23 protein-coding genes and 2 pseudogenes are annotated in these 26,331 nt (G+C 58.3%); 18 read left to right on the top strand and 7 right to left on the bottom strand.

Annotation, left to right across the window (positions count from 1 at the left end; genetic code table 11):
• The first annotated feature begins 4 nt into the window (after positions 1–4).
• Positions 5–307 carry a hypothetical protein gene (locus tag PO860_RS15220; protein ID WP_273884541.1) on the top strand — a complete coding sequence of 101 codons (303 nt, stop codon included), beginning with the start codon at positions 5–7 and terminating at the stop codon, positions 305–307.
• Between the two features lie 11 nt (positions 308–318).
• On the opposite strand, the pseudogene PO860_RS15225 reads toward PO860_RS15220, so the two are convergent.
• A pseudogene (locus PO860_RS15225) lies at positions 319–440 on the bottom strand (non-homologous end-joining DNA ligase); the annotation flags it as partial.
• Positions 441–593: 153 nt separating this feature from the next.
• Here PO860_RS15225 and PO860_RS15230 point away from each other — a divergent pair.
• From PO860_RS15230 to PO860_RS15275, 10 genes and pseudogenes are all read left to right on the top strand, one after another.
• A complete protein-coding gene (locus tag PO860_RS15230) occupies positions 594–2,015 on the top strand; it encodes a peptidoglycan L,D-endopeptidase MepK (RefSeq protein ID WP_273884670.1) in 1,422 nt (473 codons plus the stop codon).
• A 303-nt stretch (positions 2,016–2,318) separates the two neighbouring features.
• A pseudogene (locus PO860_RS15235) lies at positions 2,319–2,447 on the top strand (class C beta-lactamase); the annotation flags it as partial.
• A 401-nt stretch (positions 2,448–2,848) separates the two neighbouring features.
• A complete protein-coding gene (locus PO860_RS15240) occupies positions 2,849–3,805 on the top strand; it encodes an NAD-dependent epimerase/dehydratase family protein (protein ID WP_273881262.1) in 957 nt (318 codons plus the stop codon).
• 73 nt (positions 3,806–3,878) lie between these two features.
• Positions 3,879–5,057 (top strand): glycosyltransferase family 2 protein, encoded by a 1,179-nt coding sequence (locus PO860_RS15245; RefSeq protein ID WP_183608344.1) that lies wholly within the window; start codon positions 3,879–3,881, stop codon positions 5,055–5,057.
• On the top strand, positions 5,051–8,047 hold the full coding sequence (locus tag PO860_RS15250) for a trifunctional glycosyltransferase/class I SAM-dependent methyltransferase/polysaccharide deacetylase (RefSeq protein ID WP_273884542.1): 2,997 nt from the start codon (positions 5,051–5,053) through the stop codon (positions 8,045–8,047). Before PO860_RS15245 ends, PO860_RS15250 begins: the two co-directional genes overlap by 7 nt.
• Complete coding sequence (locus tag PO860_RS15255) at positions 8,044–9,120, top strand: glycosyltransferase family 2 protein (protein ID WP_183607896.1); 1,077 nt, start codon at positions 8,044–8,046, stop codon at positions 9,118–9,120. Before PO860_RS15250 ends, PO860_RS15255 begins: the two co-directional genes overlap by 4 nt.
• Positions 9,113–10,879 carry an ABC transporter ATP-binding protein gene (locus tag PO860_RS15260; RefSeq protein ID WP_183607895.1) on the top strand — a complete coding sequence of 589 codons (1,767 nt, stop codon included), beginning with the start codon at positions 9,113–9,115 and terminating at the stop codon, positions 10,877–10,879. The genes PO860_RS15255 and PO860_RS15260 overlap by 8 nt, the downstream gene beginning before the upstream one ends.
• Positions 10,876–12,000, top strand: coding sequence for a glycosyltransferase family 2 protein (locus PO860_RS15265; RefSeq protein WP_183607894.1), 1,125 nt, complete (start codon positions 10,876–10,878; stop codon positions 11,998–12,000). The genes PO860_RS15260 and PO860_RS15265 overlap by 4 nt, the downstream gene beginning before the upstream one ends.
• Positions 12,001–12,841: 841 nt before the next feature.
• Positions 12,842–13,003 (top strand): hypothetical protein, encoded by a 162-nt coding sequence (locus PO860_RS15270; protein ID WP_272781831.1) that lies wholly within the window; start codon positions 12,842–12,844, stop codon positions 13,001–13,003.
• Between the two features lie 236 nt (positions 13,004–13,239).
• On the top strand, positions 13,240–13,446 hold the full coding sequence (locus PO860_RS15275; RefSeq protein WP_088672922.1) for a hypothetical protein: 207 nt from the start codon (positions 13,240–13,242) through the stop codon (positions 13,444–13,446).
• A gap of 411 nt (positions 13,447–13,857) precedes the next feature.
• On the opposite strand, the gene PO860_RS15280 is transcribed toward PO860_RS15275, so the two are convergent.
• The 5 genes from PO860_RS15280 to PO860_RS15300 form a co-directional block, all read right to left on the bottom strand.
• Positions 13,858–14,106 (bottom strand): hypothetical protein, encoded by a 249-nt coding sequence (locus PO860_RS15280; protein ID WP_097620743.1) that lies wholly within the window; start codon positions 14,104–14,106, stop codon positions 13,858–13,860.
• A 102-nt stretch (positions 14,107–14,208) separates the two neighbouring features.
• Positions 14,209–14,916 (bottom strand): TfuA-like protein, encoded by a 708-nt coding sequence (locus PO860_RS15285; protein WP_275037887.1) that lies wholly within the window; start codon positions 14,914–14,916, stop codon positions 14,209–14,211.
• On the bottom strand, positions 14,913–16,103 hold the full coding sequence (locus PO860_RS15290; protein WP_273884544.1) for a YcaO-like family protein: 1,191 nt from the start codon (positions 16,101–16,103) through the stop codon (positions 14,913–14,915). The genes PO860_RS15285 and PO860_RS15290 overlap by 4 nt, the downstream gene beginning before the upstream one ends.
• Before the next feature lie 416 nt (positions 16,104–16,519).
• Positions 16,520–16,945, bottom strand: a complete 426-nt coding sequence (locus PO860_RS15295) for a helix-turn-helix domain-containing protein (protein WP_183607890.1) — start codon at positions 16,943–16,945, stop codon at positions 16,520–16,522.
• Between the two features lie 222 nt (positions 16,946–17,167).
• Positions 17,168–17,800, bottom strand: coding sequence for a class I SAM-dependent methyltransferase (locus PO860_RS15300; protein ID WP_275037888.1), 633 nt, complete (start codon positions 17,798–17,800; stop codon positions 17,168–17,170).
• 523 nt (positions 17,801–18,323) lie between these two features.
• Here PO860_RS15300 and PO860_RS15305 point away from each other — a divergent pair.
• Positions 18,324–19,214: a DUF6030 family protein gene (locus PO860_RS15305; protein WP_273884546.1), complete on the top strand. Its 891-nt coding sequence runs from the start codon at positions 18,324–18,326 to the stop codon at positions 19,212–19,214.
• A gap of 156 nt (positions 19,215–19,370) precedes the next feature.
• Here PO860_RS15305 and PO860_RS15310 read toward each other — a convergent pair whose 3' ends face one another.
• Entirely contained in the window at positions 19,371–19,745 is a 375-nt protein-coding gene (locus PO860_RS15310; protein ID WP_273884547.1) for a hypothetical protein, read from the bottom strand.
• Positions 19,746–19,949: 204 nt separating this feature from the next.
• Here PO860_RS15310 and PO860_RS15315 point away from each other — a divergent pair, with 204 nt between their 5' ends.
• The 6 genes from PO860_RS15315 to PO860_RS15340 all read left to right on the top strand — a co-directional run bounded on the left by PO860_RS15315 (position 19,950) and on the right by PO860_RS15340 (position 26,326).
• A complete protein-coding gene (locus tag PO860_RS15315) occupies positions 19,950–21,023 on the top strand; it encodes an endo-1,4-beta-xylanase (RefSeq protein WP_273884548.1) in 1,074 nt (357 codons plus the stop codon).
• A 31-nt stretch (positions 21,024–21,054) separates the two neighbouring features.
• On the top strand, positions 21,055–22,206 hold the full coding sequence (locus PO860_RS15320) for a glycosyltransferase (RefSeq protein ID WP_183607885.1): 1,152 nt from the start codon (positions 21,055–21,057) through the stop codon (positions 22,204–22,206).
• Complete coding sequence (locus tag PO860_RS15325; RefSeq protein WP_273884671.1) at positions 22,206–22,712, top strand: acyltransferase; 507 nt, start codon at positions 22,206–22,208, stop codon at positions 22,710–22,712. The genes PO860_RS15320 and PO860_RS15325 overlap by 1 nt, the downstream gene beginning before the upstream one ends.
• Positions 22,709–23,611 (top strand): exopolysaccharide glucosyl ketal-pyruvate-transferase, encoded by a 903-nt coding sequence (pssM, locus tag PO860_RS15330; protein ID WP_273884551.1) that lies wholly within the window; start codon positions 22,709–22,711, stop codon positions 23,609–23,611. Before PO860_RS15325 ends, pssM begins: the two co-directional genes overlap by 4 nt.
• Before the next feature lie 150 nt (positions 23,612–23,761).
• Complete coding sequence (locus tag PO860_RS15335) at positions 23,762–25,264, top strand: lipopolysaccharide biosynthesis protein (RefSeq protein WP_273884552.1); 1,503 nt, start codon at positions 23,762–23,764, stop codon at positions 25,262–25,264.
• 30 nt (positions 25,265–25,294) lie between these two features.
• On the top strand, positions 25,295–26,326 hold the full coding sequence (locus PO860_RS15340) for a polysaccharide pyruvyl transferase family protein (protein WP_183607881.1): 1,032 nt from the start codon (positions 25,295–25,297) through the stop codon (positions 26,324–26,326).
• The last annotated feature ends 5 nt before the right edge of the window (positions 26,327–26,331 follow it).

The following is a 26,331-nucleotide window of genomic DNA, read 5'->3' on the forward strand; positions in this document are numbered from 1 at the left end:
TTGATTGAGTGACGATCGAATTCAACTGTGGATCGGTCTGTGCGTCGTGGGCGGCTTTTGCGCTTACAACTGGTATTGGTACATCCGATCCATCATTTTCTACCGGAAGAATGGCTTCGATTTCAGTAAGGATTTCGGGCCCGACATCTATTTTTCCCAATGGCAGCATGAGCGCTTCTTAGCAAAGCCGAAAGCAAAGTTCTTCTTCGCCATGCCCTTTGTGCTGGTGGTGACCTCCTTTATATCGATCTTCATGATTTTGAGTCTGATGGGAATTATCAAGCCTTGCATGGGTTGCAGCCGGTAGCGGTTGGGAAGTTAATCTAACTCATAGACCGCGACATTATCCTGCTCCTCCCGCAATCCCTTATATGAGGCGTGGCGCAACCGACCGCCCTCCGTCCAAGCTCGACAATCGATCTCGGCAATGAGCAATGCTGGAGCCAGATGAGATCCTTGCAGCGACCGGCATAGCTGACTCGCTTTCGCTTATCCGATCTCGGTCGTCGCCTAACCGCCGACCGGCGGGAAGGAAAGCTCGCGCATCCGCTTATTAGGAATTTATTGACCATAAGCTGGCTTTACTGAGCGTGATGGATGCGGAGTTCCCGCCCGTCGTCGAGTGTTTGGTGTGGGCGGGATTGGTCGTGTTGAAGTATTCAGTGCAAGGATTATCGGGCAGAGCCTTGGGTGGAATTGCCGCGCTCCTGTCGCGTGCGGAACGTTTTGCCGCGCAGACCATTCTGCCGGCTCTGTTTGCACTGCCGGCACTTGTCGGTTCTGCATCTTTTGCCTCGGCGGAAGATCGGGCGCTGAAGCTGTTCTTTACCCATACCGGCGAAAGGGCGACGATTACCTACAAGCGGGATGGAAAGTTCGATCCGAAGGGCCTTGCCCAGATCAATCGGTTTCTGCGCGACTGGCGACGGAACGAGCCGACCCGGATGGATCCGCGGCTGCTCGACCTGGTCTGGGAGGTGTACAAGAAGAGCGGCGGCAAGGACTACATCCACATCGTCTCCGCCTATCGTTCCCCCACCACCAACAACATGCTGCGCAACCGTTCGCGCAGCACCGGCGTCGCCAAGAAGAGCCAGCACATGCTGGGCAAGGCGATGGATTTCTACGTTCCCGGCGTCAAGCTTGCGACGCTGCGGGCGCTTGCCATGCAGATGCAGGTCGGCGGTGTCGGATATTACCCGAGCTCGGGATCGCCCTTCGTGCATCTCGACGTCGGCAATGTCCGCGCCTGGCCCCGCATGTCGCGGCAGGAACTCGCGCGAATCTTCCCGAATGGGCAGACGATGCATCTCCCGGCCGATGGCCGGCCGCTGCCGGGATACAGTCAGGCGGTGGCGAACTACAAGAAGCGCGGCGGCCCCAGCTCGATCCAGATCGCCAGCAGCGCGGGAGAAGATGAAGACGCGGGAACCTTGACTAGGCCGAGCGGCGACACCGGAGATAACAAGCTCGTGACGGCGCTGCTGCCCGCGCCCCGAAGCCGGGCATTGAATGCGCTGGCGCTGCAGACCGGCGCGGTCGAGCCGGATGAAAAACCGCCGGCTGGGGATGTTTCATCTCTGTCGATTCCGATACCGGCGATGCGGCCGCTCGCCCCCGCGCCCGACGCTGATGTGGATGACAAACTGGAGACTGCATCGATCGGCCCAATTGATGCGCTTCCAGACAAACCGGCGTCTGCATTGCCGGCCCACGCCCGCTTCGAACCCCTCGTTGTTGCACAAGGGGCCTCCAAGCAGGGCGCCGATATGATCGCCTCCCTGCCGATGACCGCTTCCTGGGAAGAAGCAAATTTCCTCGGATCGACGTCCGACGCAGCGCTGATGAAATGGGCGCTGCATGCTCCCGGCGAGGCGATGGGATTGAGCGCGCCTCGCCTTTCTCCCCGCACGGTTCATCGGGAGATCAATACCGCGTCAGGTGAAGATATCATTCCGGTCGCCGCCGCTGACCTGTTCGATGCGAGCCGGTTTGCGTCGCACCCGGAGGGCTGAGCTCCATCGTCAAGGCGCAATGGGTTGTGCCTGCGACGCCGATCAAGAGCGCTGAACATTGATTCTACTGACGAATTCCGCCCCAAGAGATCGCCGCGCGCCCGACATCCGTCTGCCGCCACCTTCTCCCCGCTTGCGGGGCGGAGGGACCATGCCGCGACGTCCGCTTTCTCACCTCACCCTCGCAGGGCACGTCCCCTCGCCCCGTTTACGGAGGTCCGAAGGACGGGGCGAGACCAGTGGCTCGACCCCGAATGAACTCTTCCGAATATGGCTGATCCGGCTCGACGACTGGCTCGGCTCTATATCGCCTTCATTGCCCAAGAGCCTCTCGGCATCGTCATACCGGCCAATAAAAACTATCCTAACGAGAATAGCGTCGCCTCGGCCTGTCAAATCTTGACCGCATTCTCGGCCGACGGAGTGCAATAGGCTTCTGTGGGACCCGGCAGAAGCCGGCTTTCAAGACGCACAAAGGATGCCATTCAGCTTGAAACGACGGTCGTGCTTTTCCCGATATCGGGTCGGACTTTGGCCCGATGCGCCAGCCAGCGACCGCATGATACAAACTCGTTTGAGTTTGACGGACATGCTGTGGGCGTAATTGGGCACAATTCATAGCAGCGAACGGGCCGCAGACATCGGAGAGGCAGCCCATGTTCTGCACCCGCAATGTCTCTCGACGCCGAACAGAGGATACCACCATAAGTAAAGGAATTAATAATTAACAGTAATGTTAGAGTATTTCCTGGAGTTTTTCTAGGTAATTGCCACATGTAACAGGTGATGCTAATACAGCATCCACCTCTTCCCCAAGTCACGAGGCGAATGTAATGAGAAGCGTATTGGTATCTGGCGGAGCTGGGTTCATCGGATCGCATTTATGTGACAGGCTTTTGCTTAGAACTGACATCGAAAAGCTGGTCGTTGTTGACAATCTTTGGACCGGACTTTTCGAAAATATCTCCCACATCAGGGACCCCCGTTTTCACTTCGTGAAATCGGACGTCGAGACGTTGCGGAGCTCTGAAAAATTCGACGAAATCTACCATCTTGCGTCCCCGGCATCGCCGCCCTGGTATATGAAGGAGCCGCAGAGGACGATTTCGGCCAATCTTCTCGGAGCATTCCGGCTGCTGGAGCTGTTGAAGAAGGGCGGGCGTTTCGGCTTCACCTCCTCCTCGGAAGTCTACGGCGACCCCTTGGTATCGCCGCAACCGGAATCCTATAAGGGCCAGGTCGACTGTACCGGGCCGCGCTCGTCCTATGACGAGAGCAAGCGGTGCACGGAGTCGCTGCTGTTCGAGATGCAGCGCACCCGCGGGCTCGACGTCAAGGTGATCCGCCCCTTCAATATTTATGGGCCCCGAACACGCGCCGACGACGGCCGCGCGGTCTCCAACTTCCTCACCCAGGCGCTTTCCGGCCGGCCTATCACCGTGTTCGGCGATGGCCTTCAGTCCCGCAGCTGGGGCTATGTCGACGATATCGTCGATGGCTTCGCCCGATATTTCTGGATCAACGAAACCGACTACAAGGGACCTCTGAACATCGGCAATGATCGTGAGATTTCGGTTCTCGAGGTCGCGCAATATATTTCCAAGCTCGCCGGCGGCGTGCCGATCGTCTTCAAGCCGTCACCGCCGCAGGACCCGACGAACCGGCGGCCGGACCTGACCAATGCGAACTACGTCATGCCCGAGTGGTCGTGCAAGATCTCCTATGAACAGGGCGTGGCCATGACACTCGACTGGTTCAGGCAAAAAATGACGGCGGGCGCGGCGGAATAGACCATCACGGCTTTGCGGGCCTCCCGTTTCGATGCCGGCGCGTTTGTTTTACGGTGCGATTGAGAGAGTGATGATGCAGGAACCCATTCCGTCCGATCTGAAGAGCATCCGTTTTCCCGTCCCCATCCACTATCTCGATCTCGCATCCGACCACGCCGATGCCGTTTCGCACGCCGTTTCCGACGGGCTCGTGGTTTTTCTCGCGGATGGTCTTCCCGTCGGGCAAGCCTATGTCGAAAAGCCCGAGACCGCGGCTGTCATCGCCGCGCGTGTCGTGCAGGCCGATACGCTCGAGCATGCGCGCCAGGTCGCGCAAACGCCGCTCAGCAATCGCGACGTCAGCATTCTGATCTGCACCAAGGACCGGCCGGAGGAACTGCGCCGGTGCCTAGCCTCGATCCCCGAACAATCGCTCCGCCCGGTCGAGATCATCGTCGTCGACAATGCCTCATCCGGCGATGCGACGCGGCGCGTGGTAGAGGAAGCCGGCGTCACCTATGTCCGCGAGGACCGGGTCGGGCTGGATCATGCCCGCAATGCGGCGGTTCGCGCGGCGAAAACCGAATTCGTCGCGTTCACCGACGATGACGTGGTCCTCCACCGGCAGTGGCTGGAGAACCTGATGAAGGGGTTCGATCAGCCTGAGATCGCCTGCGTCACCGGGCTGGTCCTTCCCGGGGAACTGGCAACTCCGGCCCAGTTCATCTTCGAAAAACATTGGAGTTTCGGCAGGGGTTATCTCAGGCAGGATTTCGACCGGGATTTCTATCGACTGCACGAACGTTACGGCGCGCCGGTCTGGACGATCGGCGCCGGTGCGAGCCAGGCTTTCCGCCGCAAGGTCTTCGACGAGATCGGCCTGTTCGATGTCCGCCTGGATATGGGCGCGGCCGGCTGCTCGGGCGATTCCGAATATTGGAACCGGCTGCTCCATCATGGCCATGTCTGCCGCTACGAGCCGACGGCGGTCTCCTGGCATTTTCATCGCAAGGATATGAAGGGGCTTTCCAAACAGATCCATCAATATATGAGCGGCCATATCGCAGCGCTCCTCGTCCAGTATCAGAATACCGGCAATGGCGGCAATCTCAGGCGCATCCTGGTTTCCTTTCCGAAATATTATGCCGGCCGGCTGCGCCGGCGATTGCGTAAGGGTGCGACCTCGAACGATTTCTTCTTGAAGCAGGAGATGCTCGGCAGCGTCAACGGCGCGCTCTATGTTCTCAGGCGATGGAAGATGCCGGCATGGTGACAGCTGCGACGCCGGATATATCCTTCCTCATCCCTGCCTATAACGCCGAGGATACGCTTGCCGAATGTCTCGCCAGTCTGCAGCAGCAGACGCGATCGAACTGGCAGGCTGTGGTGGTCGATGACGGTTCGAGCGATCGCAGCTGGGAAATTCTGCAGGGCATGGCGGAAACCGACAGCCGCATTCTCCCCGTCCGGCAGCCGAATGCGGGTGCGGCCGCGGCGCGAAACCATGCCGCACGCCTGGCGGCCGCGCCGCTGCTCTGCATGCTGGATGCCGACGATTGGGTGGACTCGCGCTATATCGAAAACATGCTGCCGGCGGCGGATGCAGCGCTGCCTGTGATCGCTCATTGCGCCTACCGCCGGGTGGCTCCGGACGGGCGGATGATGCCGGTGGCACAGGCCCCGATCCTGACAGGCGATCACGCCCGGCGCGAATTCTCCTCTTTTTGCGCGATCGCCATCCATACGGCCGTCTTTCCCAAGAGCCTTTTCGAGCGGATCGGAGGCATGGACGAGACCCTGCAGACCGGCGAGGAGTGGGAACTCTGGCTGCGCATGGCCTTTGCCGGCGCCGAATTCCGCCGCGTCGACCCATGCCTTGCCTTCTATCGCATGAAAGCGGGTTCGCTGTCCGGCGACCCGAGGAAACTGGTGCGTGACGCCGTCCGCGTGACCACGAAGGCGCAAGCTCTCAGGATTCAGCAAGGCATGTCGGCCGAAGGCCTGGAGGCCGGCTGGGTGACGCCGGCTTTCAGCCAGCTGCGCATGCTCGTCTGGGCCGCCTGCGCCAGGCTCGATCCAGCCGCCGACGTTGCAACCCTTGCGGCATTGCTGCCCGAGATCCCCGACGCCGCCGGACACGAGCGCTTTCTTGTCGACGTCGTCATGCATGGGCTGCGGACCGGCCTGCTCGCCGATCGGGACGAGGACCTCATCGATGCACTCGCCAAATGGCAGCCGACTTTCCTTTCGCTCATCCGCCTGATCGAGCGGCATTCCTTCCCCGGCACCGGCCGCAAGATCATCGAAACCCTCGGCTGGCGGCTGACCGCCGAAAACCCTTTGCGATCCTTCACGCTGGGCAATCTCCAGGTGATCAGCGTCGAGCTTGGCAGGCTTGCCAGAATCCCCAAAGCCGCACAGGCCGATACGCTCGTCATGCACGCCTTCTCAGGCAAGGAGCATGTCGGCTCTTTTGTCGGGCCGTTCTGGGGCGATCTGTCGATCCGGGCGCAGGTCCGGCTGATCATGCAGGAGATGCAGGCGGAAGAGCACCTGCAGACGCCGCGCTCGCTCGCCTATGCCGGTTCGTGGACAAGGGAGGCGCTGCGCGGCTACCGAGCCTTCGGCGATTTGATCATTCGCAGCGGCCGGCGCGGACGGCTCGAACGGCTTCTAGTGCGTATCGGCCGCGACGCCATTCTCACCGCTGCGCCCAGCGACAAACGGGATAACGACGCCCGGCTATCCGACCTCCTGCTGGATCTCGAACGCCGCCTGTCGCCGCCCGTCCGACATGCCGCCGGCGCAGAGCCGCACACAGACAAGCCGGCTGCCGCCGTTCATTCCGCAGAAGAATATTGGGAACATATCTTCGAACGCCCGGATCCCTGGAATTACCTTTCGGTCTACGAGCAGGTCAAATATGCGCAGACATTGAGCCTGATTCCGGAGGGAACCGAGACGGCCCTGGAACTTGCCTGCGCCGAGGGGATCTTTACCGAGAAGCTGGCGCCGAAGGTCGGCCGCCTGACGGCCACGGATATTTCCCAGCGCGCCATTGACCGGGCGGTCGAGCGGTGCCGCGGCCATGACAATGTCGAGTTCCGCGTTCTCGATTTCGCCAGACAAGATCTCCCGCCCGAGCAGGATCTCGTTATCTGCTCAGAAGTCCTCTATTACATGAAGGATGAGGAGATGCTGGCGGAGGTCTGCCGGAAGATCGCGGCTGCGGTGAAGCCGGGCGGCTGCCTGATCACCGCCCATCCCCATCTCCGCCGGGACGAACCCGCCCGCACCGGTTTCGATTGGGGCCATCCATTCGGTGTCGGCACGATCAAGCAGGTGCTGGCGTCACAGGCCGGGCTTGCCCTAGAGGAGACTGTAGACACCGCGCTTTACGCGATCCACCGGTTCCGAAAGGCCGCCGTGGCCGATCCCGTCCTCAGGGTCGAGCCGTATGGAACGCCGATCGATGTCGATGTCGCAAGACACATCATCTACGGACCGGCCGGCATAGCGCGCGAAGCGGCATGCACGACCGAGGTCACGGCCCAGATTCCCATTCTCATGTATCATCGGATCGCAGAGGACGGCCCCGCCGCGCTACGGCGCTTTCGCACGCCGCCGGAGATTTTCCGCAAGCAGATGCAGTTCCTTCGCCGCCACGGCTATTACGCCGTGACCACGCCGACCCTGCTCGATCTTTTCCACAGCGGCAAGCCGATCCAGGGCCGGCCGGTCATGCTGACCTTCGACGACGCCTATCTGGATTTCCGCACCGACGCCTTCCCGATCCTGGCTGAGAATGATTTCAGCGCCGAGGTCTTCGTCGTCACCGACAAGGTCGGTGGCCGGTCCGACTGGGATTCGGCCCATGGCGAGCCTGCGGGCCTGATGTCGTGGGCGGATATCCTGGAACTGCACAAAAAGGGTATCAGCTTCGGCTCCCACCTCGCATCCCATACACCGGCCAGCGCCATCGACAACGATGCCCTGCTGGCCGAGGCCATGCGCTCGCGCAATGCGCTGCAGACCCGGCTGACTGCCGCGGTGGATTCGATCGCCCTGCCCTACGGCGCGACGGATTTTCGGGTCCCAGGCATTCTGGAGCTGGCGGGCTATGGCATCGGCTTCACCACGCGACCGGCCACGGCGACCTTTTCCGATAATCTTTTTGCCCTGCCGCGCCTCGAGGTCCGCGGCGATCGTCCGCTCGAAGCCTTCCCCGAATTGATCGGTCTGCCGGGAGCCTTCATCGGATGACAACACCCTCAGCGCGCCCTCTGATCTCCGTCGTCATACCGGCTTACAATGCCGAGAAAACGCTTTTGGAAACGCTGGCAAGCATTTCCAACCAGACTTACGACAAGCTTGAGATATTGGTGGTCGACGACGGATCCCGGGACGGGACCTTCGATCTCGCGCGCGGCTACGGCCGGACCGATCACCGCGTCCGTGTCCTCAGCCAGGAGAACGGCGGCGTTGCTCGCGCCCGCAACCACGGCATCCGCGAAGCCAGCGGCTTCTATATCGCCCCGGTCGATGCCGACGACATATGGCATCCCGAGAAAATCGAGTTGCAGCTTCAGGCCTTGCGGAAATTTCCCGATGGATATGGAGTCGCCTACAACTGGTACGCGGCGATCGACGAGAACGGCATTATTTTCGGCCATTCGCGCCCGGTCATGCACGAAGGCAACATCTTCGAACCTCTGTTGCGGGAAAACTTCATCGGCAATGGCAGCACGCCGCTGATGCCGCGAGCCGAGATACTTCGCTGCGGTGGCTATGACGCCGGCCTTCGCGACAGCGGCGCCGAAGGCTGCGAAGATCTGAAACTCTACCTTGCCCTGGCCGAGACGCTGCCCTTCGCGCTTGTTCCCGATTTCCTCACAGGCTATCGCTTCACCAGGGGAAACATGTCCAGCAATGGCTATCGCATGCTGAAATCCCACGCCCTGGTGATGGCCCCGATCATCGCCCGCTATCCGCAGCTGACGCGTGACATCCGGACGGCCCAATTCCACACGACGCACTGGTATTTCAACAAGGCGCTCACCGACGGCGACTATGTCCAGGTCAAAAAGCTGGCGCCGATGATGGCGAGACAATATCCCGCGCAGCTCATCATCCACAGCGTGCAGCAGAGCTGGCGCAAGGCCAAACGCCACGGCATCCTGATCGCAAAACGCCTCCTCGGAAAACCCTTGCCGCGGCCGAGGACCCGCGTCGCAGGCGCGGCCATTCCGCAAACCGGAACAGCATTCAGCGATCGTTTCGGGTCTGCCGGGCCAGAGCTGAGCCCGACATCGTCGCAGGTGGCCGGCCATGAATAGGTATCGAAAACCCGCCTCCTCAAAACCGGCAGGCGCCTATAACCTCATCGTCGCGGCACGGTTCCGCGAGCTTCGGCAACTCGTGCCGGCGCTGCGGCTCAAGATGACGGTGATGATCATCCTGGGCATTCTCACTGGCTTCTCGGAGATGGTCGGCATCACTTTTCTGGTGAGCCTGGTCTTTCTTCTCGGGCAGCAGGGCCCCGTTTCCGGCTCCGCTGTTGCATGGCTTCCAGCATTTTTCGGCGGCATCGACCTTAGTCTTTCCAAGCCCGTGCTGATTGGCATCCTGATCGGCTCCATCCTCTTCAGAATTTTTCTGGGATTTGTCAATTCGCTCATATCAAGCACGGTCAGCCACCAAATCAACGACTCCATGCGGGAGCGTCTCTACGCCAAGGTTTTGACGATCCCTTTTCAGCGCTTTCAGAATTATGAGCGCAGCGACCTGATCAACGTGATCGTCACCGAATCCTATGCGGCATCGTCGGCGCATGCGAGCCTCGTACGGCTTGGGGTCAATTTCGGCACGATCGTGATCTTCGGCGCCGGCATGCTGGTGATGGCCTGGCCGATTGCCCTGCTCGCATTGGGCTTCGGCTTCATCCATAATTTCGCTTTGGGATCCTTTGCCGGCCCATATCGGCGTCTCGGCGCCTCCGCACTGGCGGCAGTGGAAGCCTTGACGCAGCTGAGCTGGACGACGCTGCAGACGTTGAAGGCCGTCAAAAGCTTCGGCCTGGAAAAACGTCACCAGCAGCTCTTCGAAACGCTTTCCAACGACGTCGGTCACACTTGGCGCCGATCGGACTGGATGGGGGCGACAACCTCGCTTCTGAGCGAAATCCTGACCTTCGGGGTCATCCTGACGATCATTCTGTCCTCGCAATTCCTGCCGGTGGATTTCAAGGCGGCACTCTCGGCCACCATCCTGCTTTACAGGCTCCAACCGCATATCAAGGGCTTCGACTCCCAGATCCTGCGCCTTTACGAAATGGAAGCGTCGCTGCAGAACGTGCTGTCGCTGCTTTCAGAAAAGGATGACGTCAAACAGGCATCGCAAGGGCAGCCGGTCACTCGCCTGGTTGAGGCGATCGCCTTCCACGATGTTTCGTTCATCTACGAGCATGCGAACACACCGGCAGTTCGCAATCTGAGCTTCTCGATACGGGCCGGCGAAACGACGGCCCTGACGGGGCCGAGCGGCTCCGGCAAGACGACGATCCTCAACATGATTCTCGATCTCAGCCGGCCGACCCAGGGCAAGGTAACGGTCGACGGCAGGGACCTTGCCAATATCGATCGCACCAGCTGGCTGCAACTGCTCTCCGTGTCGGGCCAGGATGTCGAGCTGATGGAGGGCACGGTTCTCGACAATATCCGGTTCCGTCGCGACATTCCGGAGGAAGATATCCGCTGGGCCGCCGACGTGGCCTGCGCCACCGAATTCATCGAAAATCTGCCGGAAGGCTTCGATGAATGGCTGGGCGACGAGGCGGTCCGGCTTTCCGGCGGTCAGAGGCAGCGTATAGGCCTGGCGCGCGCACTCGCCGGCCGGCCGCAAATCCTGCTGCTGGACGAAGCCACGAGCGCGCTCGATGAACATACCGAGATGCGGGTATTGTCAGCCATGAAGGAAGATCCCGGCAGAACCCTGATCGTCGTCAGCCATCGGCCGGCTGTCGCCCGACTGATGAAGAACCAGATCGATCTTCGCCCACTCCCACCGCCATCCACATCCACGTCCAGGCTCGGGTGACGACAATGGAGATGACAACGACATTGGGGATTTCCGTGGCGGTGGTGATCCCGGCCTATAATTCCAGGGACTACGTTGCCCAGACGCTCCAGTCCGTCATCAACCAGACCCACAAGGCGCTGGAGATCGTCGTCGTCGACGACGGGTCAACTGACGATACCGCGTCCATCTGTCGCCGCTTTGCCGCCGGCGACTCAAGGATCCGGGTGCTGTCGACGGGAAACCGTGGCGTCGCCGCGGCCCGCAATATCGGCATCGCGGCGACAAAGGCCCCCTATATCGCCTTCATCGATGCCGACGACTTGTGGCATCCGACTTATGTCGAAAGAATGCTTTCGGCGCTCCATCTCCTGCCCGAGACCTGGGGCGCAGTCTATTCCCTTCACCGCTTCATCGATCCCGAGGGATATTGCACGAAATCCGGCTCATCGCTGAACGCCCGGGATTCTATTCTCGCCCGCCATCTCGTCTTCCGCTTTGTCGGAAATGGCAGCGGCTTCATGGTTCGACGGGCTGTTATCGACAAGATCGGCGGCTACGATTCCAGCTATGCCCGTCAGGGCATCGGCGGATGCGAGGATTTTGATTTCGAACTCCGCACTGCCGAGCACTTCAAGATCGAGGCGGTACCGCTCGGCCTCGTGGGCTATCGTCTTCATTCGGCAGCCATGTCTTCGGACAGATCACGAATGGCGCGATCGCTTCTCGCGGTGTATGAGCAATGTATTGCGCGCAATCCGGAACTTCCGGCTTTCGTCGTCAGTTGCGCCCGCGCATCGGCACATCTTTACGCATTTTCCAAATTTGCCACTTTGAAAGATTGGCCCAGCGCCAGGGCCTCGCTAAAGCAGATCTATCGTCATAGCCCGCCGCTCGCGTGCGGCATCCTGGCCAAATTGATCCTTACGAAAGCCAAGCGAGCCGCATGCAGGGCCTTGTCCAAAGCCTGGCCGCTGCGGAAAGAAAAACACAAGAATCTCGAAAAGTTCGAAGAGATGGACCCGCTTCTCCCATTGGTCGGCGGTTGGTCCCGCTTTAGATCAAAAGCTTTGTTGCGACGCTTGTCGGAGATCGATCGGCGTGGCGGATGCTCGCCGGCAGTCTCATCGCAGGACGCGTGATACCGCGGCTCAGCGTATTGCACCCGGCAATCTTAATGAATGCTGTAACGACCTCGATATTTTTCATGACGAAACGCGCTATTTGAATAGAATAGCAATCAGTAGAAAAAGCCAATTGAGTCACAACAAGAAATAACCACCCAATAATGATCTGTGACAATCATAGTTTTTACTGTATTCATACCTGGGCACTGCGCATGCATTCCTACAGGAGGACCCGCCAGCCACCCCGGCGGGTCCTCAACCTTGCTTATGGCAGGTTGCCGCAAATGCGATCACCGTTATCGCTGCATCAGCACAAGCAAATCCTGTTGCGGATGGCGATATTGCGCGGTCGGGATCGGCTTGAGGAAAAAACCGATATCATCGGCAAGTGAGGATAGCAGGCGGTACTTCCTGCTCGATATCCCGGCCACCAATTCAACTCTTCCCTGAATGCATGCGGATCCACAATGAAATTGCGGCAAACAAGCAATTTTCATGAACTCGATATTATTATCCGATAACACTCGTAAGCATCGCCGCTACACGCAAGACAAATACATCTATCGATTAATGACTAGAAAAGATCAGTCGTCTTACAATTGATCTTTAAAATACAACCGCTGTCTGAATTTCATAAATTTACCTTTTGATAAATTTTTAATCAATATACCCGCGTGTTGACCGCGGGTTATTCTGATCTGTTATTCCGACAAACATCGGATTTACCTTCCGGGCGGGAGCAGAAAATCCACTCGGAACCATTTCCGCCTTGGCTACTCAGCCACCCCCACCTTGGTGAGATCGTCTCAACCAATGACCCAGAGATCCCCGAATGTTCATACACCAAGAAGCCTGCGTGCAATTCAACAGCACGCTGCCGGCGGAGGAAATGTTCCAGCCGCAATGTATTGATAAATCTGCGGATTCCCTGCTCTCTGTGACCTCGGCCAAGCAATTCAGCCGGCTGTATCCGGCCTGCCGTTTCAAGTCGGCATCCGGTCTTGCACCCGCCGACTGAAAGGCCCAAGGCGCAGGCATGCGTCGCCTTCTTTCACGAGCCTCCCGATACGAAACAGCCGATATGCGCGGGAAGCGGGCACAGTCCCGTTTCAACACGCCTGGAGGCATGTTCCAAGCTCTCACCTGTGTCGAAATGGTCGCACTCCCTCAGCGAATTAACCCTTCATAAAGCATTTGCTTGCTCAACTTATAATTTGTGTCATGGTCACTGTAAGTAGTGAAGGAGCCGACCTGATGAGTGATTTAGCATCGCAGATTCCGGAATTTGGTTATGATGAGCGCGTGATGATCTGCCGGAAACAGATCGAGAAGGCGGTCTATCAGTTCATTGCAAATACGAAGGTCGACGGATGCGATCCGGCAGAAGTCGCAATGGCCATCGCAGACATTGCCGACGATTACATTTTACTGCTGGCGCAGAAGCGCAATTTGACCCACTGAGATCACCGATCGGCCGTCGATCGGCCGATCATCCGGAAGCTATGCGAACTGCGAAACCGCCAACGCTTCCCTGCCGGGCGACGACGTCAGCGAGACCATTTGCCACTCGCTTCGAAACCGTCCATGGGTGGAATGTTGAACTGCTTCCGACAGGCACCCTGCAGCCGGCAACGAGCCTGGCTTGCCTAACCTATCAATCCAGGCCGAGAATGAAGCGCCGAAGCATGGGTATGCACACGGGGCTTCCCGCCCGTTACCTCGGGCGATGAAAACAAACGGCCTCAGCCTGATTGACTGCCCGGTCCGCATAAGTGCACGCAATAGCCCCGAAAATCGAAGCTGATTTTCGGGGCTATGCGCGGGTTTGAGGCCGCCGGAGCGTTCTCGTCGCGTTCGATCGGACGCGCCGTACTAATGACTTCTCACACTCACTTGCGGCACCGGAGAACTCAATTCGCCCAGTTCCCTGGTCAAACCCTCCCCCACCTCTTGCTTGACGGCCTCGAGCGCCAGATCGAGGCAATTCGTCGCGAACTCCAGTTTGACATCTTGAGCGACATGTCGCGCATAGGCGATCATCCGCGCCAGCGCGATGAGTTCGTCCAGACCGTCTTCCGCCCCGCGGTCTGCATTTATCTTGGCAACCAATGGCACGCCCATGCGCATTTCTCCCCATCAATGAAGGAAATCATACGCGCGCAGACGAGATCGAGCCCGTGAAAAAAGCGTGACACAACTCCCGGTGACATCGCCGTCGTCGTTTCAAAGCGTAGGTCGCGTCCGGAATGCGGTTTCATGCAGTTTCCAAGGCAGATCGGCACTAGAGCGGATGTCGCGGGCTTCCTGCACGGCTTTCAGCAATTCCAGCGCATCGATACGTTTTTGATCGACGAAATTCGAGACAAGTGCCGCCAGCAGTTGCGAACGAGCCGGCTCTTGTATCGCAGCGCATTGCTCGACGATCGCCCGCCACGTCCGCTTCTTGAAAAACATCGCGTATGCCGCATCTTCGAGTTCTTGGCGCAACCCCTCTGCCAGCAGGCCGCGATCCTCCATCGCATCGAGGGTGGCGCTGACATTGACGAGCGGTATCGTCAGCGGCTTGCTGCCGAGCGCCGTCGGCGCGTGCATGAGCGCGACGGCGGCATCGTCGACCAGTCGACCGGTGCGATAGTCCTCGAAAATGCGGCCGATCCCGATCATCCCGAACGGATGACATTCCGCCGCCCGCAAGGCGCCCATGCTGGCTGCCCCGAAAACGGCCACGCCAAGCGATAGAGCATGGAGAATTTCCTTATGCCGGACCGGTGCGGCATATTCGAAACCACCGTCAATCAAGCCGATGACATTGGCGCCTTGTTCCAGTTGAGCCAGGACATCGCCTTGCATGGCAGGCGGCAGGACGCGTATCGCCTCGCCGGCAAGCGACTCCGCATCGGGAAGGCTGGGACCCGCGAAAATGACCTTCAAAACCCCATCCCCTTGGCCAACGCTCTTGCTCCAAAACGCCGGGCGCGCTCCCCCTCCGGATTTTCGAGCTCCGGGATAATGACCTTGACGACGCTGAAGGGGAGCGTGTCCTCGCTGAGACGTATCGCGATGACCGAAGCGATCCCTCTGTTGCGCAGAGCGTCAAGCACGTGTTGCAGCAGGTCCGCCAGATCCTGCCGGCATCCAGCCACGCCGCCACGGCAAGGATCGGCAGCAGGCGGTGCGGCGACCGTATCGAAGGCCCGCCGCATCAGCGGCGGGAGGGATCTTGAGAAAGTTGCAGGAGAAATATCGTCCCTGGCGCCGCTGATATAGGTCAGGCGGGATTGCACGGCTTCCGTCACCGCCCGAATGGCCGCACGCACGGGAAACGGATGCGCTCCGCTGCCGCCGGTCACCTCGACGTGGCGAATGTCCGTCTCACCGTGAAGAGCCCTGGCGCGCAGGATGGTCTCCCCGGGGCCCAGCATGGCGGTGAAACAGGGGATGCCGATGTCGCTGGTGATATCGAACAGCTTGAGTGCCAATCCCGATCTTTCGATCTTGTCGATCAGCCCGGTGAGAGCGCTGTCCTCAAAGCCGCGGGGATCGACGCAGCCGGCATAAAGATCGGCTTCCCCGCCCACCTGCCACAGCACATGCGCGTCACGCTCGATACGCTCCAGGACGCCATGAAAGATTGCTTCCTCGACATTATTGCCCGAAGCCAGGCCATCCGACGACATCCAGTATTGCGCGTCACGCGTCCGGTCGAGCACCACCGCTTCGAAGGGAATGTGGATCTCGTCGCCGCTGAGGATATTGACGCCGGCAACCCATTCCGTCTCGTCATCCGGCCCGAGATCGGTTTTATGGACGGCAGTCAGGCAGCTCAACCTGTCGACCTCGCAGCCCATCGCCTGCAGGTGAGAAGAGGAACCATGAACGCGCTTGACGAAGGGCTCGCCGGCAACCGCCCGTTCGAGGGCTTCCATGACAGTGGAGATCTTGGCGTCCAGATCGGTCAGGCCCTTTCCCTGCGCAATCACGATCGACCGCGAATTTGGGGCATAGGCGCACCAGACAGGGATTCCGATGTCGTCCAATCCGGTATGTCGCGCCACCCTGGTAATGCCGAACCTGGTCAAAAAAGGTTCGACGCGGGAAAGAGTTTCCCCCGGCGACATGATCCTGTCGGAATAGGGAGCGCAGTGGGTCAGAATGCCGCCTCAGCCGTCGACCTGGCCGGAGGCTGCCCCTGCGCCGAAACGGCGACGGCGCCTGCCTCGCCGGATATCCCTGGAACAATGACAGTTCTCGCCAAGCAATGCCCCTACTGTCCAAAACCGGCCTTCGATAGGCCCTGCCGTTAAAGTCTTTTTCCAATAGCCCCAATAGGGGACGATGGCGAGCCACGTCTCGACGACAACCACCGGCCCAGCGCTTTCGGCGCATTGCCGATGAAAGAGCGCCCGTCTTCCATCGCCGATCATTGCGCAACGGCCGCGCGATGCGTGGGTCAGCGCCTTATCTTTCATCGCCCCACCATGGCCGCGATCAACCATAGATCGCCGAATGTCAGCAGATGAAGCAAGACCTGTCCTCAGCCGTTTACAACCGGATCCTGCAACTCACCGTCGATCTCCGACAATCCCGCGACCGCCAGACTTTTGGCCAAGGCCACCAGTTTTTGCCTGATATTCGGATCCTCGATGGCGATGAATGCCTTGTTGAGCGCCAGCCCTTCCTTCGAGGACAAAAACCTGTTCAATTCGCTGGTCTCGCCTTCGATCGGTCCGACACCGCCGTTCTCGAAGAAAAAGCCGATGGGCACGCGCAGAATCTCGGATATGCGCTGCAGACGGCTGGCGCCTATTCGGTTCGTTCCTTTTTCGTATTTCTGGATCTGCTGGAAGGTAATGCCCAGAAGTTCGGCCAGACCGTGCTGGGTCATCCCGAGCGTCTTTCGCCGAACTCTCACACGGTTGCCGACATAGACGTCGATCGAATTCGGGGATTTAGCCTTCATGTGAATAAGTCTCCCACTTTATCAGCATGCCCAGCCGTATAATGGAGAGTTTAAGCAAGAATGCAACTAAAAGTAAATATTTCGTAAGGATTTTTTTCAGCACTGCACAGGGGAAAAACAACCTGTGGATTATTACAGCCGATGCCCTTGGAGTGGGTTGCACAACCGCATTCTCTCGCCCGACGGAAGGCTTTCGAAACCAATGCTGCTCCGACGCCGTCTTTAAAGAGATTTTCGAGCAACGGCGATCATCGATTTGGCCAAAACGGGGATCCGTCCGACATATTCAAAACGCACATTGTCGAAGCCGGTTTCGAGCAACAGCGTGCTCAGGGTGCTCTTCGACCAGAACTTGATATGCCCATGATCCTTCAACGGCATGAAGTGATCATCCATCTTCCCCAACGCAGCCAGGGCAAGGTTCTTCAGATAACCGTGATAGGGCGTCGACATCACGGCAACGCCGCCCGGCTTGACGAGATCGTACATCGTCGCGGTGAATGTCCTGGGATCGTAGACATGCTCGACCACCTCAAGACTGATGACCGCATTGAACGTGCCATATTCGCTGGAAAGGTCGTCATAGGCCGAGCCGACTTTCAGCGGCAGTTCGGGATAATTGATGTTGGCCTTGGCGATACCATCGCTGGAAGGATCAACGCCGACGACATAGTATCCCCTCTCCGCAAGGGCCGCGGCTGCTCCGCCGGTGCCACATCCCAAATCAAAGACGTCGCGTTCCGCCGAACCATCGAAATGGTTCTCCAGCACATCGAGCACCGCGGGCAAGATGTAGGATTGCGCGGTTGTCGGTTTGGCGTGAACATAGGTGGTTGCGTCTAGCTCGACGGACATCTCGCTCCCCCCGGGCGATTATGCGGCAAACCCTATCAAAAAATACGTCGAAAATTTGATGGAATCCGCCAAATTGGAAGGAGAATCAAAATATAATCTATAGCTTTAAAATAATATATTAAACTTTAGCGCGATAAATTTTAGAAATAAGATATCACCCAAATAAAACTGATGCACGATCAAGAAATAAACAGAACAGTCGGCGATAATTTCTCCAGATTACAACAGACAGCAAAGACAACATCTCCGCGCATCACAAAGATACAAAAATAACAGCGACTGGCTCATGGCAGCAATAGTTACATCGTTCGCAGTCTGCCGCTGCGATAGTCCGGTGCCGCCTGAGCGATTCCCGATGGAGAGGGTGTCGCAGCGCCTCCGCCGAAATCGGTCTCCCCTTCTGGTTGCGAAGCACAAAGGCGCCCAATTGCCGACACGAAGCCAAAGATATTTAACGGATAAATGTATACTGCTGGGTTTAGACAGCCCGATCGAAACCCTTCTCGCACCGGAGAAGACAAGCTTGCCCGAGAATTCATCGTCCGCAAATGCCAAACAGCCGGTGGGAAAACCGAAGATCCCCGTGGTCTTCTGGCTGCTGCTGACGATCTCCCTCTCGCTGGTCATGGGGACGGTGCTTCTTTCCAACGATATGAAACACTTGAAGACGGTCGGCCATTATTTTGGCTTCGATCTCTTTCCCCCTGAAATCAAGCCGCCGCCGCCCAAAGCCCTCCCTCGCCCAACGCCCCCGGCCATCTTTACACTCCCTGGGCATATCATCGAGCCACCGATGGTACAGACCGCGTCGACTTTTCTGCGGACATGGCGGATATCCGGGCCGGCAATGTGCGCGGCGCTGCGCACCGCCGGCATGGAAACCAGTGATTGGGCGGCGGCGAGCTTTAATGCCGATACGTTCGAATGCTTTTTCGAGCATAGCCGCAAGCGGGAGAAGGATCAGCTTCCGAGCTCAGTCTTCGTCATCGTTCGCGGCGACGCCGCCGGCACGATCAACAATATGCGAGTGAAAATCATCAATCCTGAGACGGATCAGAATGGCCAGCTCGATCCCGGCATTCTGCGAATTTTCGAAACCATGTTGCGGCAACCGCAATGGCTCGATTTTCATGAGACGCTGAATGCGATCAAAAATCTCAGGGACATCAAGGAAGACGGCTTCGGAGCCAGCATCACTTTCAGCCGTGAGGTGCTCAACCCCGGACGCTATAATTTCACGCTGTCGCTGGATGCGACCTCGGGACCACAGAAAAGAACGAGAAATTATTTCTCCGGCAGAATATGGCTACCATCGCCGAACCCCACGGCCGAGACCGGCAGCCGACAACCGGAATCAGTATCGACGCCCACCGATGCCGGGACGCCAGCAGAAAGCCCGCAACATCGGTATTAAAGCATGTCGCGCAAAAGTGTGCAGCGGTTTTGCCAGGCAAAGCGTGAAACGCTTTTGCCGAGACATGCGTAAAAACAAAGAGCTAAAGCGCAAGGAGCGAATCTGAAATATCGCGACGCGCTTTAGGTTTCCGGCCGCGCACTACGCGCCGACTGGTCACACCATGTAACTTGCATCCTCGTGACGTCTGGCCAAAATCTTGTAAAGCTCTTTCAGACTGCCCGCACTCGGCCGTTCGGTGCTGTCCCCGCCCGCCAGGCGCCAGACACGCTCGACATTGAGATCCTGCGTGACTTGCGCAAGGTCGTCGTTCAGCGAGCGAATGACGATCTCCGATCGCTGCAACCGCCACGACATTCTGACGAGCGCAGCGACCAGGAGTACAATGATGCCGAGGAGGCCGAGGACAAGAGCTGCGAACTGCCAATCATCGAGAAAAGATGGATCGTTTCGAACAGTCGCCATAAAAAAAACGGCATTTTGCAATGCCATATGAAAACAGCTCATCAGATAGCTAAACCACTCTTCCATCACGAGCGCCCTCCGGAACGATTTATATCTTGGAGCAGGCCGGCAAGTCTAGCAGAGACTGACAATATCCCCTACGGCGAAAGTATATTTGAGGTTGCATTACTCTACTGAATTGAACGCGAATCCCGCGATGGATCATTGCCGACACGCTCGGCCCTTCAATTTCCAGCGCGGACATGAAAAAAGCCAACAGTGAGAGATAGAATGAAGAGAAGACGTTTCCTCGCCTCGGTTCCGCTCGCTTTGTTGTATGTCCGCGCGGGCCGGGCCCTTGCACAGGTGCCTCCGGCCAAAGGGCTGCGCGCCCTTGCCGACAGCAAGGCGTTCCGATTCGGATCGGCAATCGACCTGCAGAGCATCAACGATCCGATCGCTTCCGAGATCTACATCGACAACGTCAATTCGATAACGCCGCGAAACGAGCTGAAGTGGAATGCGACGGAAAAGCGGCCGGGCGTTTTCAGCTTCGGAAGCGCCGACCGGATGGTTGCGTTTGCGCGAAAAAACAACATGAGGGTTTATGGCCATACGCTGATCTGGTATCGCGTTCCGGAGTGGGTGTCTGATATCACCGACGCGAAGACCCTTCAGGTGGCGATGAACCGTCATATAAAACAGGTTGTCACTCGCTATAAGAACTCGATCGACGCTTGGGATGTGGTGAACGAGCCATTGGAATATGATGCGCCGGATCTGCGGGATTGTGTTTTCCGCCGCCTTCTTGGCGACGATTATATCCGTATGAGTTTCGACATGGCACATCAGGCCAATCCCGGTGCGACGCTGGTGCTCAATGAAACGCATCTGGAGAAAAAATCCGACGTGTTCGAACAGAAGCGGGTGCGCATCTTGAAAATCGTCGAGGATCTCGTCGCCCGGAAAACGCCGATCAACGCGGTGGGGCTGCAGGCGCATTTCCGTCCCGGCTTCGACCGGATCGACCCGGAAGGAATGGGGCGTTTCTGCGCGGCGCTGAAGGACATGGGTGTCGGCGTTTTCATCACCGAACTCGATGCGTCCTGCCACTTCCTGAACCGCGACAAAGGCTTTTCGCCAGCGTCATACGCCGATATTTTCGGCGACGTGATCACCGTGGCCGCCGAGCGTGGCGACTTGAAAGGCGTGACAGTATGGGGCATGTCGGAAAAATACGGCGAGCCCGATGAGAAGGGCACCGGTCCGGATGCGGCGTGCACGAAGCGCGTTAATCTTTACGACGAAAGCAATGCGCCGAGAAGTGCGGTTGATGGCATCCGACGGGCAATAGAGGCGATGTGATGCGCAAGACAACGGAGACATCGACAGATTCATGAGAAAAGCCGTTATTTACGTGGAAAAATTTTTGCCTGCCAGCCAGGCGTTTGTTCTCAACCAGGCGGTGGCATTTCGTTCGTTCGAAGCTGAAATTCTTGCCGGCTCGCGAATTTCTTCCGCCCATACCAAAAAATCCACCGTTCCGGTTCATGACATCCGTCGGTCCCCCATCGCACGCGCCGGAGAACTGCTTCTCAAAATCCCGCAGATCGGCCTTCCCTTCCTCTTTCCGGTGATCGGCAAAGCCGATCTCGTTCACGCCCATTTCGGCAAGAACGGTTATGTCATCGGGCCCTTGGCACGCGCCGCGGGCAAACCGCTCGTCACCACCTTCCACGGTTTCGACGCGACCTATGGCGGCGACCCGAAAAAGCCGGGCGGCTTCAATCAGGTGCGCTTCTTCGCCAAAGGCCGGAGCGAGATGGCCGGCTGGAACAGCTGGAATATCGCCGTTTCCGATTTCATCCGCGACCGGCTGCTGGCGCTCGGCTTTCGCGCCGACCGGGTCTTTCGCCATCATATCGGCATCGATCTCGATCTCTTCAAAATGGAACCCCGTCCCCGAAAAAAAGGATTGGTGGTTTCAATTGCTCGCTTCGTCGACTACAAGGGCCATCGTTTCATGATCGATGCGCTGTCCCGCGTGGCGGCTGCCGGCACTCCGGTCGAATTCGTCATGGTCGGACAGGGTCCGTTGAAGGAGGAAATCGAAGCACTGGCACGTCGTTCCTTGCCAAGCGTCACGATCCATGAAAATCTGTCGCAGACGGAGATAAGGGATCTGCTCGCCAGTGCTGAGCTTTATCTCCACGGAAGCGTGACCCTCGATAATGGTCACGCCGAAGCTTTCGGCCTCGCCAATCTCGAGGCGGAAGCCGTCGGAACTCCGGTCGTCGCATTTCGCTCGGGAGGCGTGGGCGAAGCGATAGAAGAGGGGAAAACTGGTTATCTCGTGGAGGAGCGGGATGTCGCAGGAATGGCGGAAGCGGTCGGAAGACTGCTCAACGACCAGGCCCTGTGGACAGCCTTCAGCGCGCGGGCACCGCTTCTGGTGGCCGAGCACTTCGACTTACGTCGTCAGACGGGGATGCTCGAGGACTATTACAGTTCCGTGCTAGACGAATTTTCCAGCCGGGGTCGGACTTGATGGTGCAGACAGGAAAAAAGCCGAAGTGGGGACTGAACGTATTTCGGCCGCTGCGCAACGGAATTGTGACGGCCAAATGGCTCTACTATACGAAGTTCTGGGGAATGGACATCGATCCGACGGCCAGCTTTTCGCTGAGCGTGCGGTTCGACAAGACCAATCCGAAGGGATTGCATATCGGCGCGGAAACCTATGTCGCCTTTGAAGCCGCGATCCTGACCCACGACCTGACGCGCGGGCTCTATCTTCACACGAGAATCGGCAAACGCTGCTTCATCGGCGCCCGCAGCATCATTCTGCCGGGTGTCGAAATCGGCGACGAATGCGTCATCGGCTCCGGCGCGGTGGTGACCAAGAGCGTTCCGCCACGCTCCCTCGTAGCGGGCAATCCGGCAAAGGTAATCCGCAGCGACATCAAGATCATTTCACGTTACGGACGCATGGCACGCGAGGACGAGACGATCTCGCAGAACGTGACGCACTTGCCGACTGGAGAAGCACGATGAAGATGTTTGCCTACCGAGGGAAACACGAAAATTTTGGCGACGAGCTGAACCATTGGCTTTGGGAGCGCTTGCTGCCCGGCTTCTTCGACGATGACGAAGGTCAGCTCTTTCTCGGCATCGGTTCGATCCTCTACGACAATTTCGACCCGAACATGCAGAAGATCGTCTTCGGTTCCGGTTATGGCGGATACACCAACCCGCCGAAGGTCGACAGCAACTGGACATTCTATTTCGTGCGCGGAAAGAAGACCGCCGAAGTCCTCGGCATAGATCCGAGCTACGCCATCGGCGATTCCGGCATCCTGACGCGCAGCTGCTGGGATGCCAAGAACATCGAGAAGCGTTATCCGGTCTCCTTCATGCCGCACTATGAAAGCGCCATGTACGGCAGCTGGGATAAGGTCTGCGATCTCGCCGGCATCCACTATATCGATCCGCGCTGGTCGGTGGAAAAGGTTCTGACCGAAATCAGCGCATCACATAAAGTCGTCTCCGAGGCAATGCATGGCTGCATTATATCGGACGCGCTGCGCGTTCCATGGCGGGCGATCCGGCCGATCGCGCCAGGGAACAGAGCCAAGTGGTACGACTGGGCGAGTGCACTTGATCTGGAAATCGATTTCGATCCGATCGGCCCGTCGAACCTCGTTGAAGCAGGAGCGTCGCTGGTGCGGAAAAACACCTACCTGCTGAAAAACATAACCTTCCGTCACCGCCGTATCCGCCAACTGACCGGCAACTATGTCTTCGGATCGACGGTCAAGACATTGCAGCGGGTGGCAGAAAAGTCGGGCCAACTCAGCACGGATGTGTCTATCGCAAGAGCGCACGAGAAAATGCTGGCCGAGCTGAATCGGCTGAAGCAAGATTTTTCCAAGAAAACGGCAAGCGCCCTTTGAGGTCGCAATCGGTTTCGTGACGAGGCAACAAGGCATGATGCTTTCTAACTCCATCAATATCCTCTGCGCCCGCGAGGAGCAGAAGCATTTTGGATCGGCATGCGGCCTGCTCAAATGGTCAAGGTCCTCGACATCAGGAGCGGTTCGCCCATGAGCAGCGTGACCGACCGACTGATTCAGGGCAGCATGTGGCTGAGTCTGTCCCGCGCCATCGTCAACGGGCTTTCGGCACTCAGCACCTTCGTCCTCGCCTGGTATCTCGTACCGGCGGATTTTGGTCTCGTCGCCATTGCAACGACGATCCAGGTTATCTTGAGTTCGGTCACCGAACTTTCGCTCAATCAGGCGCTCATCCGCCACGAGTCTCCCAGCGAAAGCCATTTCAGCGCGGTTTGGACATTGAGCGTGACAAGAAGCGCCGTCTTGGCGCTGCTGTTTGCCGCCGCGTCTTATCCGATCGCCGAATTTTATAACGAACCTCGGCTGACCAGCGTGATGCTTGCCCTGAGTTTCAGCCTGCTCCTGAGCGGTCTCGCCAATCCACGCCGCATCATGCTCCAGCGCGATCTGATCTTCTGGCAGGAGTTCGTGCTGAACGTCTCGCAAAAGCTGGTTGGTTTCATTGTGACAGTGGCAATTGCCGCGATCTATCAGAGTTATTGGGCGCTCGTTATCGGCACGCTTGCCTATCAGGTGACCAATATCATCGTGTCCTACACCGTCCTGCCGTTCTGGCCGCGCATAACCTTCCGCCATGCCCGGGAATTGTTTTCCTTCTCGGTGTGGCTGACGGCCGGACAGATCGTCAACACGCTGAACTGGCGGATCGAATATCTGCTGATCGGCAAGATGCTGGGCGCCACGCAACTTGGTCACTATACTGTCGGCAACACCCTGTCGACGCTGCCGACGCGCGAGGCGACGGCGCCGTTGAACCAGACGATTTACCCGGGCTTTTCCAAGGTCCGCAACGATCCGGTCCGGCTTGTCGCAGCCTATCAACGCGCGCAGGCGCTGCTGGCGGCGGTGGCGCTTCCGGCGGGAATCGGCATGGCTGTTGTCGCCGATCCGATGATGCGGCTTGCCCTGGGAGAGAAGTGGGTTCCGGCGATCTTCATCGTCCAGGCGCTCGCATCGGTGTTTGCGTTGCAGACCCTCGGTTCGCTCGTCCAGCCGCTGGGCATGGCAAAGGGCCATACCAAGCTGCTGTTCATCCGCGACACGCAGATGCTGGTGGTCCGCGTTCCCATCATCATCGCCGGCCTGATGATGGCCGGACTGCCTGGTGTCGTCTATGCACGTGTGGTGACGGGCCTGATTTCCACCGCGGTCAACATGCTTCTCGTCAAGCGTTTGATCAATCTGCCATTCTTCCAACAGCTCGCGGCCAACTTCCGCGCGCTTGCCAGCGTCGCCTTGATGGCCGCAGGCGTCTGGGGATTGTCGCATATCCTGAACACGCCGACCGACAAGACGGCGCTGGCCCTTCACCTGGCCATCCTCGTCGTCACCGGCGGCATTCTCTATGTCGGTTCCAGTTTTGTCCTTTGGCTTGCGATGAAGAAGCCAGATGGCCCGGAAACCGAAGTTCAGCGTATCTTTGTCAAGTTTCTGTCAAAAGCCAAACGTATTGCCGTACCCAAGTCGGCCTGAATTTAAACGAACATCAACAAGAGAGGCAGAATGACCAGCCAATCCAGATCTGAGCTGATCGCGAAACTCAATGGCATGATCCATGATTGCCTGAAGGACTATGTCTCGCGCGAGGAACCGCTCGCCATTCTCGACTTTCCGGACATCCGCAATTGCGGCGACTCGGCGATCTGGCTGGGTGAGATGGCCTATCTCAAGGATCGCTTCGGCAAGCGTCCGGACTATGTTTCAAGGCTCTACGACTTCTCCGCCGACGAGCTGAAACGGCGGGTTCCCACGGGCCCGATCTTCATTCACGGCGGCGGCAATTTCGGCGATATCTGGGTTGCTCACCAGGATTTCCGCGAAATGATCATGGAGCGTTTCCCGGATCGCCAGATCATCCAGTTCCCGCAGTCGATACATTATAGTTCGCCTGAGCGCATCGAGCAGTCCAAACGGGCAATCGGGCGTCACAAGAATTTCGTTCTGCTCGTGCGTGACGAAGAATCGAAGGAATTTTCCGAGAAACATTTCGACTGCACCGTGCGACTATGCCCCGATATGGCTTTCGCCATCGGCCCGCTTGCGGAAAGGGCGACGCAAATTCCCGTCCTCGCCATGTTGCGGGAGGACGCGGAACGGGTTGGCGGCACCGATCGCAAGATCCCTTCCGACATTCCGGTGGAGGACTGGATCACGGAGTCGAAAAGGAAGGTGAATATCGCCAAGAAGCTGGGGGTAGCTTCGGCCTATCTTGCATTGAAGCCGAGCGAAGTTGCCTTGCGCAGGCTCGACGCCGCAGCGCACAACCGCTTCGAACGCGGCATCAGCCAGATTTCGCGGGCTCGCGCCATCGTCACCGATCGCCTGCACGTCCATATCTGCTCGCTGCTGCTCGGCCGTCCGCATGCCGTACTGGATAATAGCTATGGAAAGATCCGCCGTTTCATGAATGCTTTCTCCGGCGGAACGGATCTTTCATACAAGGCAACCTCGCTCGAAGACGGGATCGAGTGGGCGCGTCACCAGGCGATCAAGGGGCGTATCGATAACAAAGAAGCTGTGGGCTTGCGGGCTTAAGGGGG

It is taken from the genome of Rhizobium binxianense (assembly GCF_028994275.1).
Taxonomy (GTDB): Bacteria; Pseudomonadota; Alphaproteobacteria; order Rhizobiales; family Rhizobiaceae; genus Rhizobium; species Rhizobium binxianense.

Coding starts and splice junctions, on each gene's coding strand:
- PO860_RS15310 (WP_273884547.1), bottom strand. CDS start 19,745: ATGGAAGAGTGGTTTAGCTATCTGATGAGCTGTTTTCATATGGCATTG.
- PO860_RS15295 (WP_183607890.1), bottom strand. CDS start 16,945: ATGAAGGCTAAATCCCCGAATTCGATCGACGTCTATGTCGGCAACCGT.
- PO860_RS15335 (WP_273884552.1), top strand. CDS start 23,762: ATGAGCAGCGTGACCGACCGACTGATTCAGGGCAGCATGTGGCTGAGT.
- PO860_RS15245 (WP_183608344.1), top strand. CDS start 3,879: ATGCAGGAACCCATTCCGTCCGATCTGAAGAGCATCCGTTTTCCCGTC.
- PO860_RS15340 (WP_183607881.1), top strand. CDS start 25,295: ATGACCAGCCAATCCAGATCTGAGCTGATCGCGAAACTCAATGGCATG.
- PO860_RS15320 (WP_183607885.1), top strand. CDS start 21,055: ATGAGAAAAGCCGTTATTTACGTGGAAAAATTTTTGCCTGCCAGCCAG.
- PO860_RS15250 (WP_273884542.1), top strand. CDS start 5,051: ATGGTGACAGCTGCGACGCCGGATATATCCTTCCTCATCCCTGCCTAT.
- pssM (WP_273884551.1), top strand. CDS start 22,709: ATGAAGATGTTTGCCTACCGAGGGAAACACGAAAATTTTGGCGACGAG.
- PO860_RS15240 (WP_273881262.1), top strand. CDS start 2,849: ATGAGAAGCGTATTGGTATCTGGCGGAGCTGGGTTCATCGGATCGCAT.
- PO860_RS15280 (WP_097620743.1), bottom strand. CDS start 14,106: ATGGGCGTGCCATTGGTTGCCAAGATAAATGCAGACCGCGGGGCGGAA.
- PO860_RS15290 (WP_273884544.1), bottom strand. CDS start 16,103: ATGTCGCCGGGGGAAACTCTTTCCCGCGTCGAACCTTTTTTGACCAGG.
- PO860_RS15300 (WP_275037888.1), bottom strand. CDS start 17,800: ATGTCCGTCGAGCTAGACGCAACCACCTATGTTCACGCCAAACCGACA.
- PO860_RS15230 (WP_273884670.1), top strand. CDS start 594: ATGGATGCGGAGTTCCCGCCCGTCGTCGAGTGTTTGGTGTGGGCGGGA.
- PO860_RS15325 (WP_273884671.1), top strand. CDS start 22,206: ATGGTGCAGACAGGAAAAAAGCCGAAGTGGGGACTGAACGTATTTCGG.
- PO860_RS15260 (WP_183607895.1), top strand. CDS start 9,113: ATGAATAGGTATCGAAAACCCGCCTCCTCAAAACCGGCAGGCGCCTAT.
- PO860_RS15255 (WP_183607896.1), top strand. CDS start 8,044: ATGACAACACCCTCAGCGCGCCCTCTGATCTCCGTCGTCATACCGGCT.
- PO860_RS15315 (WP_273884548.1), top strand. CDS start 19,950: ATGAAGAGAAGACGTTTCCTCGCCTCGGTTCCGCTCGCTTTGTTGTAT.
- PO860_RS15275 (WP_088672922.1), top strand. CDS start 13,240: ATGAGTGATTTAGCATCGCAGATTCCGGAATTTGGTTATGATGAGCGC.